The 18,054-nt window shown below is 70.8% G+C and carries 16 protein-coding genes; 14 read left to right on the plus strand and 2 right to left on the minus strand.

Translation table 11 applies throughout. From position 1 onward, the window contains the following. Nucleotides 1–40 precede the first annotated feature (40 nt). The 13 genes from AB0E69_RS04215 to AB0E69_RS04275 all read left to right on the plus strand — a co-directional run bounded on the left by AB0E69_RS04215 (nt 41) and on the right by AB0E69_RS04275 (nt 13,496). A complete protein-coding gene (locus tag AB0E69_RS04215; protein ID WP_360139225.1) occupies nt 41–1,564 on the plus strand; it encodes a phage tail sheath subtilisin-like domain-containing protein in 1,524 nt (507 codons plus the stop codon). Then, nucleotides 1,561–2,028, plus strand: a complete 468-nt coding sequence (locus tag AB0E69_RS04220) for a phage tail protein (protein ID WP_360139228.1) — start codon at nt 1,561–1,563, stop codon at nt 2,026–2,028. The genes AB0E69_RS04215 and AB0E69_RS04220 overlap by 4 nt, the downstream gene beginning before the upstream one ends. Nucleotides 2,029–2,065: 37 nt before the next feature. Beyond that, nucleotides 2,066–2,527 (plus strand): phage tail protein, encoded by a 462-nt coding sequence (locus AB0E69_RS04225; protein ID WP_360139231.1) that lies wholly within the window; start codon nt 2,066–2,068, stop codon nt 2,525–2,527. Beyond that, entirely contained in the window at nt 2,524–2,922 is a 399-nt protein-coding gene (locus AB0E69_RS04230; RefSeq protein WP_360140435.1) for a hypothetical protein, read from the plus strand. The genes AB0E69_RS04225 and AB0E69_RS04230 overlap by 4 nt, the downstream gene beginning before the upstream one ends. Further along, on the plus strand, nt 2,919–3,083 hold the full coding sequence (locus tag AB0E69_RS04235) for a DUF6760 family protein (RefSeq protein WP_360140393.1): 165 nt from the start codon (nt 2,919–2,921) through the stop codon (nt 3,081–3,083). The genes AB0E69_RS04230 and AB0E69_RS04235 overlap by 4 nt, the downstream gene beginning before the upstream one ends. A 942-nt stretch (nt 3,084–4,025) precedes the next feature. Continuing rightward, on the plus strand, nt 4,026–5,600 hold the full coding sequence (locus AB0E69_RS04240) for a hypothetical protein (RefSeq protein ID WP_360139234.1): 1,575 nt from the start codon (nt 4,026–4,028) through the stop codon (nt 5,598–5,600). Between the two features lie 11 nt (nt 5,601–5,611). Beyond that, nucleotides 5,612–6,109 carry a phage tail protein gene (locus tag AB0E69_RS04245; protein ID WP_360139237.1) on the plus strand — a complete coding sequence of 166 codons (498 nt, stop codon included), beginning with the start codon at nt 5,612–5,614 and terminating at the stop codon, nt 6,107–6,109. Next, a complete protein-coding gene (locus AB0E69_RS04250) occupies nt 6,106–7,248 on the plus strand; it encodes a phage tail protein (RefSeq protein ID WP_360139240.1) in 1,143 nt (380 codons plus the stop codon). The genes AB0E69_RS04245 and AB0E69_RS04250 overlap by 4 nt, the downstream gene beginning before the upstream one ends. Continuing rightward, nucleotides 7,245–9,089, plus strand: coding sequence for a VgrG-related protein (locus AB0E69_RS04255; RefSeq protein ID WP_360139243.1), 1,845 nt, complete (start codon nt 7,245–7,247; stop codon nt 9,087–9,089). The genes AB0E69_RS04250 and AB0E69_RS04255 overlap by 4 nt, the downstream gene beginning before the upstream one ends. A gap of 12 nt (nt 9,090–9,101) precedes the next feature. Beyond that, nucleotides 9,102–9,497, plus strand: coding sequence for a GPW/gp25 family protein (locus AB0E69_RS04260; RefSeq protein WP_360139246.1), 396 nt, complete (start codon nt 9,102–9,104; stop codon nt 9,495–9,497). After that, nucleotides 9,497–11,437: a putative baseplate assembly protein gene (locus AB0E69_RS04265; protein WP_360139249.1), complete on the plus strand. Its 1,941-nt coding sequence runs from the start codon at nt 9,497–9,499 to the stop codon at nt 11,435–11,437. The genes AB0E69_RS04260 and AB0E69_RS04265 overlap by 1 nt, the downstream gene beginning before the upstream one ends. Before the next feature lie 599 nt (nt 11,438–12,036). Further along, the gene (locus tag AB0E69_RS04270) at nt 12,037–12,939 is read left to right on the plus strand and encodes a zinc ribbon domain-containing protein (RefSeq protein ID WP_360139252.1); all 903 of its coding nucleotides are present in this window, start codon (nt 12,037–12,039) and stop codon (nt 12,937–12,939) included. Between the two features lie 23 nt (nt 12,940–12,962). Then, nucleotides 12,963–13,496: a phage tail protein I gene (locus AB0E69_RS04275; RefSeq protein WP_360139255.1), complete on the plus strand. Its 534-nt coding sequence runs from the start codon at nt 12,963–12,965 to the stop codon at nt 13,494–13,496. On the opposite strand, the gene AB0E69_RS04280 is transcribed toward AB0E69_RS04275, so the two are convergent. Next, nucleotides 13,480–15,861: a choice-of-anchor D domain-containing protein gene (locus AB0E69_RS04280; RefSeq protein WP_360139257.1), complete on the minus strand. Its 2,382-nt coding sequence runs from the start codon at nt 15,859–15,861 to the stop codon at nt 13,480–13,482. The genes AB0E69_RS04275 and AB0E69_RS04280 overlap by 17 nt on opposite strands. Nucleotides 15,862–16,035: 174 nt before the next feature. On the opposite strand from AB0E69_RS04280, the gene AB0E69_RS04285 reads away from it, so the two are divergent. Then, the gene (locus tag AB0E69_RS04285; protein WP_360139260.1) at nt 16,036–17,385 is read left to right on the plus strand and encodes a hypothetical protein; all 1,350 of its coding nucleotides are present in this window, start codon (nt 16,036–16,038) and stop codon (nt 17,383–17,385) included. On the opposite strand, the gene AB0E69_RS04290 is transcribed toward AB0E69_RS04285, so the two are convergent. Next, nucleotides 17,382–18,008 carry a response regulator transcription factor gene (locus AB0E69_RS04290; protein WP_360139263.1) on the minus strand — a complete coding sequence of 209 codons (627 nt, stop codon included), beginning with the start codon at nt 18,006–18,008 and terminating at the stop codon, nt 17,382–17,384. The two genes, AB0E69_RS04285 and AB0E69_RS04290, sit on opposite strands and share 4 nt — an antisense overlap. Nucleotides 18,009–18,054: the final 46 nt, after the last annotated feature.

Raw genomic sequence — 18,054 nt, forward strand, 5'->3', positions numbered from 1 at the left:
GCACAGTTGCCGGGAAGTCCCAGCCAGCCAGGAGGTCCGGATGCCGTCGTACCTGTCCCCAGGGGTGTATGTCGAGGAAGTCTCCTCCGGTTCGAAGCCGATCGAGGGTGTCGGTACGGCGATCGCGGCGTTCGTCGGGTTCACCGAGAAGGGACCGGTCAACGAGCCGGTGCTGGTGACCAACTGGACGCAGTTCACCCAGACCTTCGGCCAGTTCGTCGAGGGCGCCCTGCTCGCCCATGCGGTGTACGGCTACTTCCTGAACGGCGGCGGCAGCGCGTACGTCGTCCGCGTCGGCGGCGGCCCGGGAGAGCACGAGGGCCCGGCCGGCTCGAACGGACGGACCGAGCTGCCGAGCCGTGGTCAGGGCAGACCGCTCGCGCTGCAGGTCGCACCGGACTCCCCGGCTGACCGTCCGCTGACGGTGGAGGTCCAAGAGGCGTCCGAACCTGGCGAGGACATCTTCAAGCTGGTTGTGCGGTTCGGGCCGGACGAAGAGGTGTACGACAACGTCACCACTCGGCGCGGACCGGCCAACGTGGTGACTGCCCTCCGCAAGTCGAAGTGGGTGGTGGCTGAGGAGGTCAAGGGCGGCGCGCTCGCCGTACCCGAGGTCGGGATGCACCCAGTCGCCCCAGCCGAGCCGGCACGCCGTACGGCGACCGTGGACGACTACGTGGGTGATGCCGACGAGCAGACCGGGTTCTCCGGGCTGGAGGCGGTCGACGACGTCACCATGCTGTGCGTCCCGGACCTGATGAGTGCCTACCAGTCCGGTGCGATCGACCTGGACGGGGTGAAGGCGGTGCAGCTGGCGATGATCGCGCACTGCGAGCTGATGTCCGACCGCGTCGCGATCCTCGACCCGCCGCCCGGCCTGCGGCCGCAGCAGGTGAAGGACTGGCGGAACAACGTGGCCGGCTACGACTCGAAGTACGCCGCGCTCTACTGGCCGTGGGTACGGGTCGCGAACCCGAGCACTGGCCGGCCGATGGCGATGCCGCCGAGTGGGCACCTGGCCGGGATCTGGGCGCGGACCGACGACACCCGGGGCGTGCACAAGGCCCCCGCGAACGAGGTGGTTCGCGGCGTGCTCGACCTGGAGTCCGCGCTGACCCGGCGCGACCACGACCAGCTCAACCCGATCGGTGTCAACTGCCTGCGGTTCTTCCCGGGCCAGGGTATTCGGGTGTGGGGTGCGCGGACGCTGTCGAGCGACGGCGAGTGGCGGTACCTGAACGTCCGCCGGCTGTTCAACTACCTGGAGAAATCCATCCTCGGCGGCACCCAATGGGTGGTGTTCGAACCGAACGACGAGTTCCTGTGGGCATCGGTCGAGCGCACGGTCAGCATGTTCCTGCGCCGGGTCTGGCGCACCGGGGCGTTGTTCGGCCGGACGCCCGAGGAGGCGTTCTACGTCAAGTGCGACGCCGAGAACAACCCGCCGGAGAACCGCGACGCCGGCGTCCTCACCGTCGACATCGGGGTCGCGCCGGTGAAACCGGCCGAGTTCGTGGTGTTCCGGCTCTCCCAGTTCGCGCAGGGGACGGAGCTGCAGGAATGACCGGCGCCGCGGCGGTCCAGCAGGTGCTCGATCCGCCGGTGGTCAGCTCGCCCCGGTTCTTCGTGATGTGCGAGGGCTGGACCGCCGGGATCGGTTTCTCCAAGCTGGCCGGGTTCACCTCCGAGGTGGAGTTCCAGGAGTTCTCGTACAACAGCCGGATCGGCAACGTGCACACCAAGCAGTTCGGCCGCACCAAGGCGCCCACGATCGTGCTGGAGCGCGGCGCCGACCGGAACGGTTTCGCCCAGCTCTACGGCTGGCATTTGCTTGCCCGCAGCAACAATCCGCTGGCGAAGCTGCCGGCCTCGTTCGACATCTGCGACAAGGCCGGTACGCCGGCCCTCGCCTGCCTGCTCGAGAACGCGTGGTGCGCGAAGCTCGAGCTCGACGCGGTCCAGGCCGGCGCGTCCGCCGTACTCATGATGCGGGTCACGATCGTGTGCGACGCGATCCTGCAGGTCTGACCCGCGACCACCACCAGACACGAACAGGACGGACGAGATGACCACAGCCCCCATCGAGCAGGTGATCAGCGCGGTACGGTTCCTGGCCGACTTCCCGACCGCGATCGGGCGGATGGCGTTCTCGGAGCTCGGCGGGATCAATTCGAAGGTCGCGAGCTCGGAGTACATCTACAACGACCATGTCGGCGCGACCGTGCACAGCAAACAGTTCGGCAAGACCGACCCGCCGACGGTCGTGTTGCGGCGGGCTCTCGACCGGACCGGGAACAACAAGCTGCTCGCCTGGCACGACGCGGCGCGGCGCGGGCTGAGCGGGGCGCGCGCCGACGGCCGGCTGACGATCACCGATCCGAGCGGACAGACCAAGGTCGTGTACTTCATCGACAACGCGTGGATCTCCGAGCTGAGCATCACGCAGATGAAGGCCGGGTCGTCGGAGGTCGCGATGATCGAGATCAAGCTCACCTGTGACGCCATCTCCAGCGGCGAGAAGCAGTGACCGCGGCAGGCGTTGCTACGGGCAACGGATTGCGGACGGAGTACCCGTTCGTGCTACCGCGGGGATTCGTGGACGAGCACGGCACCGTACACCGGGACGGGGTGATGCGGCTGGCCACGGCTCGGGACGAGATCGGTACCCAGACCGATCCGCGGGTCCGGCAGAACCCGGCGTACCTCACCGTACTGCTCCTGGAGCGGACCTTGGTGCGGCTCGGGACGCTGCCTGAGGTGGACACGCTGGTCGTCGAGTGCCTGTTCGCTTCGGATCTCGCCTTCCTGCAGGACCTGTACCGGCGGGTGAACCAGCTCGGTCACACCGAGGTCGACGTGACCTGCCCAGCCTGCGGGCACGGGTTTGCGGTCGAGTTGGGTGGTGGTCCGGGGGAAGCCTGACGACGTACCCGGCCGAACGGCTCTGGGACGAGGTCGTGTACGTCGCCTACTACCTGCACTGGTCGCACGCCGAGATCCTCGACCTCGAACATCCGGACCGGGCCCGGGTGATCTCGGGAATCGCACGAATCCACCAACAGCTGGGCGAATCCGGGAGGTGAATCATGCCGCGTTTCTTCCGCCGGCGGGCGGGTCGCCGGGTTGCCTTGCGCACGGCTCGAGGGGCGGCGCCGGCGAGCGGGCGGGAGTGGGCGGGGATTCCCACGCTCGCTCCGGTCGTCGATCCGCGGGCGCCGGTTCTTGCACCGCTCATGTCCGGTCCAGACGTATCCGGCACGCGAGACCTGTTGGATCGGTCGGCGCCGCCGGCGGTTGTGGTGGAGCCGTTGCGCGGGGTCGTGGTGGGCGCGGTACGGCGTGCGCCCGCCGAAGCGCCCCGCCGCCTCACGTTGCTCCGCGCACTGCGCCGCAGCCCGGCCATTACCCGCCAGCCACGACCGGAGGCGGAGACGCAGCCGCTCCGGGCGGAGCTTCCGATGCAGCAGGACGCAGGGCTGGAGTCGGTGGCTGGGTTGGGGGTGGAGTCGATCATGGCCGGGCTTGACATGCAGGGGCAGCCTCGGGTGGAGCTGGGGGCAGGACTGGAAACGCCGGTGCAGGTGGACGCGACGATGGCGGCGCAGGGTGAGACGGCCGTACCCGAGCCGACGGCGGACGACGTGGCAGTGGCCAGGGCTGCACAGGTAGAGACAGTCTCACCGGCACAGGTCGAGAGGACTGTTGCGGGTCCGGTGCGGGCGGTCGCGCCCAGCCCGGAACAGGCCGGCACGAGCGCGTCTGGGGCAAGGGAGGTCCCCGCGAGGGTGTCTGGGGCCCAGGGTGCCGGGGAGGGGCTTGGCGTGAGGGGGCCCGGCGCTGAGGGATTTGGCACGGGGGTGTCTGGGGCTGAGGGGGTTGGCACGAGGACGTCTGCCGCGGAGGGGTTTGGCGTCAGGGGGCCCGGCGTTGAGGGGGTGGGCGCGAGTGTGGTGCGGGCGGGTGGGGGTGCGCCGGTGCGGGAGACGGTGCCGGGAGAGCCGGGGGTCGAGCGGTGGAGTGCTCCGGTGGTTGAACGGGAACGGGCGGGTTCGTTGCCGTTGACGACGGTCACTGGGGAACTGGTGGCGCAGGAGCCGGAGCAGCCGTTCCGGAGTATTGGCCCGTTCGAGCGGATGATCGCGGAGTACGAGGCTAGAGACGCGGTGGGTCTGGCGGCCTTCGGTGGGTTTTCGTCTGTAGCAGTACCGCCGCCGGCGCAGGCACCTGAACCACCGCCCGGTCGCCCCGTCGTACCGACCCAACGCCACACCCTCGCCGAGTCCCGCCGCCACGGCCTCCGCGCCGCCAGCTTCGCGCAGCCCGCACTCGCGGAATCTCCGGACACGCCTGTCACCTCGACACCCGACGCACCGGCACCTGACGACGATCCACCTGCAAACGTGGCCGACGAAGGCCCGTCACCGCCCGACGCGGGAACCGCAGCATCCCCCGGCTCACCGCGCGAGGGGAGACGGGACGACGGGACACCCGACGAGACGCTACCCGACGACGCACTCGAAGGTGGCTGGGTCGGGGCGGTCCCCGATGACCCACTCGAAGGCGGCGGGGCCGCGGCGGTCCCCGACGACGCAGCCGAGGTCGGCCTGGCCGACGCAGCCATTGCGAACCCACGTCTCGGACAGGTAGCTCCCGCCAGTGCGGCAGGCGGTGCTGGGCCGGCCGCTCGTGCGCGTGAGCCGATGGAGGACCCGGCTGCCGGGCCGGTGTCCGAGTGGGGCGCCCAGACGGGCGGAGCGATCGGATGGTCGGCGTTCGGAGAGGTCGCGCTCGGAGGCGTCCCGTCGGGCGACGTGCTGGATGGTGCACGGCCGGGGAGTGGTGCGGGTGAGGTGGTGCCGGTCGTGAGGTCTCCGCGGAGTACGCGCCTTGCCGTGCCGGGTCTGATGGCACGGACGGTGCGTGGTGCGAGTGGTGCGGCCCCGGGCGCGATCGGGATAGCCGGCTCCGCCGTTGGCGGGCTGTCAGCTGGGGGCGCGGCTTCGTGGTTGGAGGGTTTGGTGCACCGGCCGGAGATGCGGGGAGCTGAGCCCTGGCCGGCGCGGCCGGACGTCGGCGCCACGGGCTGGACAAGCGCGGGTGAAGTGGGCTGGACAAGCGCGAGTGAGGTGCGCGGGACGGGCATGGGTGAAGTGGGTGGGACGGGCTTGGGTGGTGCGGGCGTGATCGGCCTGGGTGGTGCGGGTGGGGGGAACGGATGGCTGGACGGTGGGGATGGCGACCTGGCTTGGGATGTTGGCGGGATGGACCGCGGGCTCGACGGTGAGGTGGCGGCCGGATCGCTTGATGAGACCGGGGCGGCCGCCTATCTGGAGGTCCGGCGGTTGGGGGTGGTGGTGCGGGAGCTCGGGGAGCGGGTTGCGGCCATCGGGCGGGCCAGGGACGCCGCCTGGGACGCGGAGGACGCGGACGAGCCAGCGGCGGGTGGTCGGTTCGGGGTGGACGAGTGGCTGGGGTGGCTGGAGGACTCCGGGGTGGTGGCGCGGCTGGTGGAGTGGGTCTATCCAGGCGTGCGGCGGCGGTTGCGGGGGGAGTTGCTGGTGGACCGGGAGCGCCGTGGGGTGCTCGCGGACTTGCGCTGAGGAGGAGTGGGATGCCGTCGTTACCGTCTGCCGCGCGGATGCGGATGCCGGGGAAGGGGCTCGAGCAGCTCACCGGACAAGTGGGGATGTCGCACCGGTACGTCGTCGAGCTCGACAAGACGGAGTACCAGCTGGGCGCCTGGACGAAGGCGGCCGGCCTCGGAGTGAAGTGGCAGAAGCACACGTACCGCGCCGGTGCGCACGCCGGCGAGACAATTGCTCCGGGCAACGTTATCTACGCGGACATCGCGCTGTCCCGCGCCGCCGGCGCGGACTCCGCCGTGGTGCAGCGCTGGCTGGCCACGCTGACCCAGGACTGGAAACCGTTGAGCGGCGCGATCCACCTGGTCGACTTCCTCGGCCTGCCGGTCGTGACCTGGGAGCTGCGGGAGTTCTTCCCGATCTCCTGGCGGCTGACCGAGTTCGACTCGACCGGTTCAAGGCCCGCGATCGAGACCCTGGAGCTGGCGCACACCGGCTTCCTGAACGCGGAAGGCACGGTCCGATGAGAGTGCCCGGCCTGCAGGAGCTGACGAACCCCGGCCAGCTGATCGGTGCGGCGACCCGACCGGACGTCCACCGCCCGTCCGGCCCGCCGCAGCTCGGAATGACCATGTGGTTCAGCGTGAGTGTTCCCCGGCTCGACTTCGGCGAGCCGGCCTGGCTCGGCGCCTGGTCCGGTTGTGGCGGCCTCGAGGTGGACCTGACGCCCGAAGGCCCGTTCGCGGAAGGCGGCAACTACACCACGCCGCACTACCTCCCGGGCCGGATCGGCTACAAGCCGGTCACGCTGGAACGGGCGATGACCGCGGACGGCAGCGCCAAGGTACGCCGCTGGCTCGAGCAGCTGTCCCGGGAGTGGACGTCGGGCCGGGCATCCGTCAGTGCGTCCCGGTCGCCGATCGTGATCACGCTGTTCAGCGGCATCGGCCGGCAGGCGACCAAGATCCATACCTGGGAGCTCGCCGATCCGGTGCCGGTCGCGTGGGCCGTGCCACCGTTCTCCACCCGGGGCAGCGAGGGGTTCGCGATCGAGCGGCTGACGATCCAGCACAGCGGTTTCCTGAAGCCGACGACACCACCGCCCGGGCACGAGTTGCGGCTGGTCGATGCGCAGCAGCGGGAGCTGACCTTCGAGTACAACCCGGCGAAGATCCGCATCTCCAAGTCGCGTGAGGCGGCCAATGGCAAGAAGCGTTTCTCGACCGGCGCGGAGGTGATCGACGCGAACGCCCTGTCGATCAAGCTCAGCCAGCTACCGATCGAGGGCTGCACGGCGGTCGAACGAGCCGGCGGGCTGCTGCGGGACTGGCTGGAGTTCGTCCCCGACCCGGGCAAGTGGACGGCGGCGCGACCGACCCTGGCCCGCAAACCTCAGGAGAAGCCGACGTGCAACGCGTGCGGCAAGACGATGTCGCCGCCCGCGGAGTCGCCGGGAACGCCGAAGGAGCTGCGGATCGTCTGGGGTTCCTCGCGCGGCGGCATGCCGGAGACGATGATCCTGAGGCAGTTCGACCTCGACCTGGTCAGGTTCACCACCGACGGCCGGCCGAGCCGGGCGATGGCCGACCTCACCCTGCAGGAGTACACGCCCGTCCGCCGCCCCGGCGGGGTCCGGATCGGCGACCACCGGGGGAAGGCCGGATGACCGCCGGCGCCTGGGCCGAGGTCGAGACCGTACCGATCGTGTACGTCGGCCCCGCCCGGCAACCGTTGGCGGCCGCGGCCGCGGACTCGATCGTCCGGGTGGTGGTCGACCAGAGCCTGGGTTTGCCGGGGATGTTCGAGCTCGTCTTCGTGGCCGGTACGGCGACCGCCGCGGTGACGACGTCGCTCGGCATCGGGACCGCGGTCGGGATCGCCGCCGCGTCGCCCGAGCGGCCCGGCGATCCACGGTTGCTGCTGACCGGTGAGGTCACGGCGCTCGAGGCGGAGTACGGCGAGGCCGATCTACTGCTGGTCCGTGGCTACACCGAAGAGCACCGGCTGCAACGGGCCCGGCGTACCCGGACCTTCGTGAACATGTCGGACAGCGACATCGCGCTGCGGCTCGCGAGGGAGGCACAGCTCGCCGTCGGTACGGTCACCACGACGCCGGTGGTACACGAGCACGTCGGGCAGGTCAACCAGACCGATTGGGAGTTCCTCTCGGCGCGAGCCCGGGCGCTGGGGTTCGAGGCCGGTGTCGAGTACGGCGAGTTCTTCTTCGGGCGCCGGGAAGTGCAGGGCCCGTGTCCGTTGCGGTTGCGGGACAACCTGCTGACGTTCGCCCCGCGGGTCAGCACCGGGAACTTGCCGGCCGAGGCCGAGGTCCGGCGCTGGGACCCGCTCGCCGCGTCCGTGGTGAGCGAACGCACGAGGCTCGCGGCGAGCGATACTGTCGTCGGCCTCGGCCTGGCTCAGGAAGTTGCCAAAAGCAACGGGTCGGCGGCCGGTGCTGCGCATCCTCCGCCGGCCGGCGCCGGGATGGGACCGGCCCCTTCCGTCGAGGCAATGATCGAGTGGGCAGCAGGCGGTGCCACCGCACTGCGGCCCGCGGCACGGAGCCTGGTGTCCGGACTGGCGGAGCGGATGGCCGACACGTTCGCGGAGGCCGTGGGGGAGTCTGTCGGAGATCCGTGGTTGTCGGCCGGCCGGATCGCCGAGGTCTCCGGGGTGGCGGACCCGTTCGCCGGTCAGTGGCTGGTCACCCGCGCCCGGCACGAGATCACCGACGGCCGATACCTGACCACGTTCGAGGCGACCGGACGGCAGGACCGGTCGTTGCTCGGCCTGACCCGCGGCCGTCCGGACGACCGGATCCCCGGCGTCGTCTGCGGGATCGTCAGCAACAACCTCGATCCGCTGGGGAAGAGCCGGGTGAAGGTCGTGCTGCCGTGGCTGTCGCCCAACTACGAGTCGGACTGGGCGTCGGTGGTGCAGGCCGGGGCGGGCGAGCACAGCGGTGCGGTTCTGCTGCCCGAAGTGGGCGACGAGGTGCTGGTTGGCTTCGAGTACGGCGACCCGCAGTCTCCGTACGTACTCGGCGGCATCGTGACCAACCGCAGCGCCTACACGCTCGGCGGGCCCGCGGTACGGGCCAACGGCAACAGCGCGGCAGTGCAGTGGCGCGGGCTGGTGTCCCCGTCCGGCGGCCGGCTCGCGTTCCACGACGACGCACCCGCACCTGGCCGGGTTGAGCAGGCCGAGATCCTGCTCGGCAGCGGCGACGGCAACCTGTCGCTGCGGATCGACCAGGTGGCCGGGACGGTTGCCCTGCGCTGCCTGCCCGGGACCGCGACCCGGCCCGGGGAGAAGGGCCGGATCGTGATCGAGTGCGGGCCCGGTGGCGCGATCGACCTGGTCGCCGGCAGTGGCGGCGTGATGACCATCGACGGCGGCCGCGAGCTGACGCTGAAGGCCGAGCAGCTCACCCTGCAGGGCACCCGGATCAGCGTCGACGGCAGCGGGCCGGTCGAGGTCAAGGGCAAGCCGATCAAGCTCAACTGACCGGAGGCGACGATGACGACTGGACTCCAGTACCCGCTGCACTGCGTGGCCGGCGGCTTCGCGGTGGTCGACGGTACCGACGAGCTCGAGCAGAGCCTGCGGATGGTGCTGCTCACCTACCCGGGAGAGCGGGTGCTGCGTCCGGACTTCGGCTGCCGACTGCGCGACTTCGTCTTCGAAACGGTAACGCCGGCGACACAGGTCTGGCTGGCGGACGAGGTACGAGGGGCATTGCGCGCCTGTGAGCCACGAGCCGAGGTCGACCAGGTGGACGTCGTACCGGACCAGGGAATCGACGGTCTGGTCCACCTGGTCATCGGCTACCGACCGGTGGACGGCGGGAGCCAACGCGAGTTGACGGTCGACCTGCGGACCGACCGCGCGGGTACGGCGGGAGGCGACGACTGATGGCGCTACCCGCACCCAACCTCGACGACCGGCAGTACGACGACCTGGTGGCAGACGCGGTCGAGCTGGTACGGCGCTCCTGCCCGGGCTGGACCGGTGAGCACCCGGCCGACTTCGGACTCGCGCTGATCGAGGCATACGCGTTCCTCACCGGCAACCTCTTCCAGCGGCTGAACCAGGTCCCGGATCGGGTCCGGCTGAAGTTCTTCGACCTGATCGGGCTCCGGCTGGTACCGCCGACGCCGGCCGTCGTACCGGTCACCTTCTGGCTCTCGGCACCAGCCCGGTCGGTGCTGACGGTTGCCCAGGGCACCGAAGTTGGTACGGTCCGGACCGAGAGCACGCCCTCCGTGGTGTTCACGACGCGGGCGGAGCTGACGGTTCCGCCGTGCACGGTCGACCTGGTCATGACCCGCGGCGCGGACGATCCGGATCCGGTCGAGCGCGCCGGCGGGGTGTTCACGGCGTTCTCCGCCTCGCCGGTGGCCGGCGACGAGTTGCTGATCGGGCTCGACGGCGCCGTACCCTCGATCGCGGTCCGGCTGGACTATTCCGGGCAGACCGAGGGCCTCGGCATCGACCCGAAGGACCCGCCGCTGGTATGGGAGGCCTGGACCGGCGTGGAGTGGACGGCCTGCGGGGTTGAACGGGACGAGAGCGGCGGGTTGAACCGGTCCGGTTCGCTGGTCCTGCACGTGCCCGACGGTCATCAGACCAGCGTGATCGGCGGACAGCCGGCCGGCTGGCTTCGGGCGCGCGTCGTTGCGGCGGCGGCAGCGCAGGCGGCGTACTCCGCGCCGCCACAGGTGCGGTCGCTGGCGGCAACGAGTGTCGGCGGGACCGTCGAGGCGATCCAGGCGGAGCTGGTGGACGACGAGGTGCTGGGGACCTCGGACGGCGCGCCCGGACAGGTGTTCGCGGTCCGGTCCGCGCCGGTGCTCGGTGGCCTGGGCGACCCGGTTGTCGAGGTCAGCTCGGCTGACGGATGGCAGGAGTGGACCCTGGTGGATGACTTTGCTGCGAGCGGGCTGGACGACCGGCACTTCCGGCTGGACGCCGTACCGGGGGAGGTCTCGTTCGGTCCCGTCGTCCGGCTGGCCGACGGTGGGTTGCGCCGGTACGGCGAAGTTCCGGCGAAGGGGGAGACGGTCCGGATCCGCCGGTACGCCGTCGGTGGCGGGGTACACGGCAACGTTCCCGCGGCGGCAATCGCGACCCTGAAGTCCTCGGTCCCGTTCGTCTCCGCCGTCGAGAACCGGGTCGCGGCCCGCGGTGGGACCGAGGGGGAGACGGTCGACGAGGCGGTCCGCCGGGCGCCGATCCTGCTCCGGACGCGCGGACGAGCGGTGACTGCCGAGGACTACGAGGCGCTCGCGCGGGAGGCGGTCCCGGAGGCGGCCCGGATTCGCTGCATCACCGGTGGCGACGACGAGACCGCGGCGGGGACGGTGCGGGTGCTGGTCGTCCCGGCCGCGGCGCAGCACGACGGTGTGATCGCGTTCGCCGACCTGGTGCCGCCGGTGGCGCTGCTCGAGCGGCTGGCGGCCCGGCTGGAGCAGGTCCGGCTGATCGGGGCACGGGTGTCGGTGGAGCCGCCGCGGTACCGCGGGGTGACGGTCGTGGCGCGGCTGGTGGCTCGGCCGCGTGTGGATCGGGAGCGGGTACGGCGGGACGCGCTGAGCCGGTTGTACCGGTTCCTGAATCCCCTGCCCGGCGGTGGATCCGGTGGTGCCGGGTGGGAGTTCGGACGGCCGGTGCGGTCGGGAGACGTGTACGCCGTACTCCAGGAAGTGAGCGGGGTGCAGGCGGTGGAGGACATCCGGCTGTTCAGCGCGAACCCGGTGACGGGCGAGCGCGGTGCCGAGCAGACGCGGGTCGAGCTGGAGCGGAACAGCTTGGTGTTCTCGTTCGAGCACCTGGTGAAGGTGGAGGACCACTGATGCTGATCTGTGGCGAGTGCGGTCATCACAACGCGGATCGGGATACGTTCTGCGGTTCGTGCGGCACGTTCCTGGAGTGGAACGCCGAGCGGATCGCGCCGACGCCGGTCGCTACCCCTGAGCAACTGGAACCCTTGCCGCCGAAGCCCGGCCTGCTCACCCGGATCCAGCGCGCCACGATGGAACTGGTGGGCGGCACCCCGTTCGACAAAGCTGACCCCGCTGACGCGCCACCGCCCCGGCCGCCGCTGCCCCCTGGCTTCCCGCCATTCCCCGGCCGCCCACCCGTCCCGCCGCTGCCCAACGGCGCCCGCCCGGCGCCACCACCTCCCCCGCCACCGCTCCCTCCCCGCGCAGCACCCCCGCCACCCCCGCCACCACCGCCACCCCCGCCACCCCCGCCACCCCCGCCACCACCGCCACCGCCACCGCCGCCACCGCCGCCTTCCCCGCCACCTCCTCCTCCGCCACCGCCGCCACCGCCGCCTTCCCCGCCACCTCCTCCTCCGCACGGCGCGGCTCCGCCGCAGCCCAGCGCCGCGGTGCCGCCGCCCAGCGCTGGGGTTGCGCCGCGGCCGGCGCCGTCGGCCCCTGCGCAGGTGGCCGCACCTCGCTCGACGGACGCGGCGAAGCTGGTGGTTCCGGTGCAGCCGAGCGAGGTCCCGGAGATCGAACCCCAACAAGTGAAGGAGCGGCCGGCCCCGATCCGGCGTACCGCGCCGACCGAGAAGCTGCGCCCCGGCGACCTCGTCTGCCCGGAGTGCGGCACCGGCAACCCGCCGACCCGCAAGTTCTGCAGCCGCTGCGGTGAGTCGCTCGCTGCCGCGCAAACCGTCAAGGTCCGCTGGTGGCACCGGCTGCGGTTCCGGCGTGGACCCCGGACGATGCAGGCGGGCTCGCGGCCGTCCCGGCCAGGCGACAGCCGGGTGAAGCATGCCGCGACGAGCACCGTCCGCCGGCTCCGCGCCGCGGTCTCGGTCCTCCTGGTGACGTTCGCCGTCCTGTGCGGCATCTACCCGCCGCTGCGTACGTACGTCGTCCAGCAGGCGAGCAACGTCAAGCAAAAGGTGCGAGGTGTCGCCGACTCCGCGCTGACCCCGGTCCGCCCGGCCGCGGTCCAAGGCACCGCCGGCCCCGGGCACCCCGCGCGAGCCGCCTTCGACACGTTCAGCAACACGGCCTGGATCGCGCCGTGGAGCGAGAAGGCCACCACTCGGCTGACCGTCCGACTCGACCACGCCGTTGCCTTGCGCAAGCTCATCGTGCGCAACGGGGACGCCAAGAACTACGCCGGGCACTCCCGTCCGGCCGCTCTCGAGCTCCAGTACTCCAACGAGAAGTCCGAGAGCGTCACGCTCGCGGACAGTCCGGAGCCGCAGGAGATCGCGTTGCACGACGCGGTCGGCGTCAGTCAGTTCACGATCACCGTGATCACGGTCTACCCGGCCCAGGGCGCCCACGATCTCGCGGTGTCGGAGATCGAGCTGTTCGGCATCGGCTGACCAACCAGTTCCGAGGAGGAAGCATGCGAGGTACGTCGACCGGCCTGACCACGCCGTACCCACTCAGCACCGTGCTGCCGTCCGTCCTGCAGGAGGACGAGCTCCTGACCCGGCTGACGGAGGCGATCGACCACCTGCCGGCGCCGGCGATCAGCTCGCTCGACTGTCTGGAGGCGTACATCGATGCAGCGTTGACGCCGCCCGACTTCCTTCCCTGGCTGGCCAGCTGGGTCGGAGCGGACCTTGACGAGACCTGGCTGGTCGAGCTGCAGCGTGCCGCGGTAGCCGGCGCAGTCGAGCTGCACCGGGACCGAGGGACTCTCGGCGGGTTGCGCCGGCACCTGCAGCTGTTCACCGGCGGCGACGTCGAGGTGACCGACAACGGCGGTGTCACCTGGTCCGCCGAGCCGACTGAAGACCACGGGTCCCAACCGCCGCCGCGCGTCAGGGTCGTTGTCTATGGGAACAGGATTGGAGAGACCGCTCTGCTCGCGGCCGTCGATGCGGCCAAGCCGGCGCACGTGGCGCATGAGGTGACGGTCAGCGCCGCGAGGTGAAGTCCGGCGGCTGGTAGCTCCCCGGTACGACGAGGATCGTGCTCTGGGCCTGGATCCGCGTACCGGTGACCGACGCGACGACGTACCAGCTGCCTGCGCTGGTCTGGGGGAAGACGAGCAAAGGGGCCGACAGCCGGCCGGTGTGATCGGTGGTCGCCGCGGCTCGCAGGGCAGTGCCCGGGACCGTGATGGTGACGGCTCGATCGGGCGGGAAGTTCTGCGCGGTGACAGTGGTGACGCGGTTCGCCCGGACGACGGCGGGGTTGACTATCAGTGTGGGGTAGGTCGCCTGGCTCACGAGCGGGATCAGTGCGCTGTAGGTCGGGTCTGTGGTGGTGATCGCGAGGACACCCGATCGTGGTCCGGGGAGCTGCGGTGTCGCTCCGAGCTGGACGGTGCAGCCCTCGCCAGGGCCGAGTCGGCGGGCCGCGCAGGTCGTCGTCCGTACCGTGAAGTCGCCGGCGGCGAAGTGCGGACCGCTGAGGATGCCGACAGCCGAGATCGTGATCGGAGTCGTCGCGCTGTTGTGCACCTCCGCCGTTCGGTTGCTCAGGGCAACCAGGGCGGGCTGGGTGCCGCCGAATTCGATGGGGTCCGGGGTGATGATCAGCCCGCCAGAGGGGGTTGGCGATGCTCCGGGCGGGACCGGTATGGCGTCAGCCCGGAGGTCGATGTCGACGGTGGTGCCGTCGGACTGGGTGATGCGGAGGACGGCTTGTTTTTGGCCGGTCGACGACGGGTGGACCTCGACCGAGAGGGCACACGACGCTTCGGTGTGCAGGGTTGCTCCGGTGCAGTTGCCTGTGGTGTTCAGTGCGAACGCGATGTCGCCTTCGATGTGCATCGAGTCGATGGTGAGCGGGCCGAAGCCGGTGTGTTGCAGGGTGACGGTCCGGGCCGTCGTACTACCGGTTTCGACCGAGCCGAAGACGACTGGCTGGGCGGTGACGCGCGGTTGGAAGACTCGGGCGAAGACTGCGCCGGCGCAGCAGGGTGGAGTGGTCAGGTCGTTGCTTGCGCTCGTGAACACGAGGACGGAGCCGGTCGCGGACAGGCGGGGTGAGCCGCTCGGCCCGGTGGCAGGGCAGGTTCTGTCCGAGCACGGTTCGGCTGCAGGGTTGCCGAGATCGCCAGGGAGTCGCGGGAGGCCCGACCGTTCTCGCGCGGCGTCGAGGGTCAGGTCGCGCAGGACGATCGCCGGTCGATCGGTGCCCTGGGCATCGTCGTGCATTCCGTCGGCCGTGCTCACGAACGCCAGGTACCGTGCGTCTGCCGAGATGGCCGGTGCGGCGCCGTCGGCCGCGCGCCCTGAGCTGTCGCGGGATGCGAACGAGGCGCCGGCTGTGTTGGAGTCCGTCACGACGACGACCCGAGGACCGTTGGGGACAAGGTGTTCGTAGGCGATGGTTCGGCCGTTGGCAGAGATCGTCGGGTGAGCAGCGGCACCGGACAGCGTGCCGTCGGGGAGGTGGTCGACACGGGTCAGCCGGTCGCTGGGGATGTCGTACAGCTGGAGGGAGCCGATGGGATCTGAGCAGCTGGCGAAGGCAGGGCAGGAGCCGGTGCTGAAGACGACTTCGTGCCCGTCCGCGGAGAGTTCGGGTGCGCCGGCGTCAGCGTCGGTCTCGGGGCGGAAGTACGACGTGAGGTCGGGCGGCAGTGGGCGGCCCTGCGGATCGAGGGTGAGGCGGGCACCGGTGATGGCGTTGGTTGTCCCGGGCAATTGTTCGCGCCAGGCGACGACGGTGCCGGCCGCGGACAGACTCGGGTCGGAGCCGGTCGCTCCCGGGGTGGAGCTGAGGTCGAGGTAGGTGAAGTCCATCAGGCCGTCGGGCCGGAGCTCGTCGAAGACGCCGTCGTTGTCCGGGTCGCGGTCGCAGAGGACGATCCGCCGCACCGGCTCGGCGTTGCCGTCGCGTAGGTCGGTCGCCACACTGTCGAACGCGACGTACCGGCCGGTCGCGGAGATCGACGGGTGCAGGCTGTCGCCGTTGCCGCCTTGTTCCAGGGCGGCGGTGGTTCGCAGCGGTACGGCGTACCCGCGCGCGCCGAGGTACGTCATCGCGAGGGCGCGGCTGATCAGGACGGTCCGTCCGGGTGCGCGGCGATCGCGGACGTAGACGTTGTACGCCGTACCAGCCTGCACCACCGGATCGAGCGCTGTCTGCGACTCGAACGCCACCTGGCTCCCGTCCGCCGACACCACCGGCGAACTCGCCACGCCGGCCGATTGGTTGCCCGCAGCACCCACTGAGACAACCTCGGTGGCTCCGGGCGGCACTGCCCCAGCCGGCCGGGTGGCCAAGGTACTTGCGATCGTGAGCAGCCCGATCAGCAGGAGCAGGGTGGTCGGACGGCGGCTCACGGCGGTCTCCCCTCGGTCGTGCGGATCGAGCGTAGGAGTGGTGGCAGTTTGTGCGGTGCCCGATGGACGGAGACAAGGGGCTGTCGCAGTGGCCCGATCGGGCAGGGATCGTGATGCTGGGGGCTGGCCTGCTGAGGCTGCCCGGCCGGACCTGTGGGGTTGACCCTGGTCGGCATGGGAGCCAGCGTCAGCTTGTCGAGTGAGTCGCTCAGCGTGGTGCCGGGGGAAACCACCAGCTGTGAGGTTGCCGTGACCAACACCGGGCGGCTGGTCGACCAGTTCTCGCTGGGCCTGGTCGGTGCCGATGGGGACTGGGTGACGCTGGAGCCCGCCAGCGTCAACCTGATGCCCGGTACGACGGGTACCGCGGCGGTCCGCTTCGCGCCGCCGAAGTCCGCGGTCGCTACAGCCGGGCGGCACGAGTTCGGAGTACGGGTGCAGTCGCGCGAGGATCCCGCGGACTCGGTCGTGACCGAGGGAGCCGTCGAGGTTGCGCCGTACCGGGAGATCGCCGCGGAACTGGTCCCCGGCAAGCGGCGCGCGCGGCGGCGAGCCAAGTACCGGCTGGCCGTCGACAACCTCGGCAACGCGGAGACCGTGGTCACGATCGGTCTGCGCGATCCCGACGACGAGCTGAAGCTGGGCGCGGACCACCCGACGATCACCACGGCACCTGGCACCGCAACCATCGTCAAGTTGACCGCTGCGCCGCACCGGCGGTTCTGGCGCGGGCAGCCGAAGATGCTGCCGTTCGAGGTCGTCGCCACGCCGGCTGAGGGTGCGGAGGAGGTCAAGACGACCGGTGTGGTGCAGCAGGAGCAGCTGATGCCGAAGTGGCTGCTGCCGGCGCTCGCCGCGGCGGCCGTGCTGGTGGTGGCTGCCATCGGCGCCTGGTACGCCTTGCTGAAGCCGGCTGTGAAGTCGGTGGCGACCGAGCAGACCCAGCAACAGGTCGCGCGGGCGGAATCGGCTGCGTCCAAAGCGAGTACCGAGGCAGGCAAGGCCAGCAGCGCGGCGACCGTCGCGCAGCAGGCGGCAGGGATCAGTCCGACACCGACCGAGCCTGCCTCGGTCGCCAAGCCGACCACGGCGCCCACGCCGAGCGGCAGCACAGTTGGAAGCAAGCCGACGACCGCCCCGGCCAAGACACCAGCCACCAAGGCACCACCCGGGAAGACGGGTCCGGCGCCGTTGAGCTTCCGGATCGCCACGCAGGCGAAAGCGGTGACCGACGGCTCGTTCCAGGCGTTCACGTACTCCGCGCCGGCCGGCAAGAGCACCCGCATCTCCGACCTGGTCCTGCAGAACCCCCGCGGCGACTCCGGCATCTTGCGCATCCTCATCGGCAAGAACGTCGTACTGGAAACGGGTCTGGCCAACTTCCGCGACCTGGACTACCACTACCTGCAGGCACTGACCGCAGCACCGGGCCAGCCGGTCGGGGTGTCCGTCAACTGCACTGCACCGGGCGCAGGCTTCGACCGCTGCACACCGTCGGTCTCCTTCTCCGGGCAGCTCGCCTAGATCAGCCCCTCCTTGAGGGCGTACGCCACAGCGTGCGAGCGGTTCCGCAGCTGGAAACGGGTCGTCACCCCGTGCAGGACGTTCTTGACGGTCCGCGGCGAGTAGCTGAGCCGCGCGGCGATCTCATCGGTGTCGTACCCTTCCGCGACCAGCTTCAGGATCGCTGTCTCCCGTGGTGACAGCCCGGCGAGGCGTAGACCGCGCGGGGTGAGTACGTCGTTCTGCATGTGCGACACCTGGCGGAAGAGCCGCGTCAGCAGGTCGGCCGGCAGCTCGGACTCCCCGTCAGACGCCCGCCGGATCAGCGTGGTCAGACGTTCCGGACTGACCTCGTGGCGCCGGATGAGAGCGCAGATCCCCGCCTCGATGACCGCGATCAGGTCGGCGTCGTTGAGCGTCGCAACGACCAGGATCACCTTGTCGACCCCCCGGCGGCGGAGCTCGGCGACGGCGTCGAGCGTGGCCGCGTCCGGGGTCTCGGCGGCCACCACCGCCACGACTTCGCTGGCCAGCTGCTCCACGCCGACGATATGGATGTCGGGCTGGAACCGGAGCTGGCTCTCCAGTCCGGCGCGGGAGATCGAGTCGGACGAGTACACATGCACAGGGACGCGAAGGCCCATCGTTCCTCCCCAGGTGAGCGGTCCCACCACCATGCGTGATCGAGGC

The sequence above is a fragment of the Kribbella sp. NPDC026611 genome, assembly GCF_040638345.1.
Classification (GTDB): Bacteria; Actinomycetota; Actinomycetes; order Propionibacteriales; family Kribbellaceae; genus Kribbella.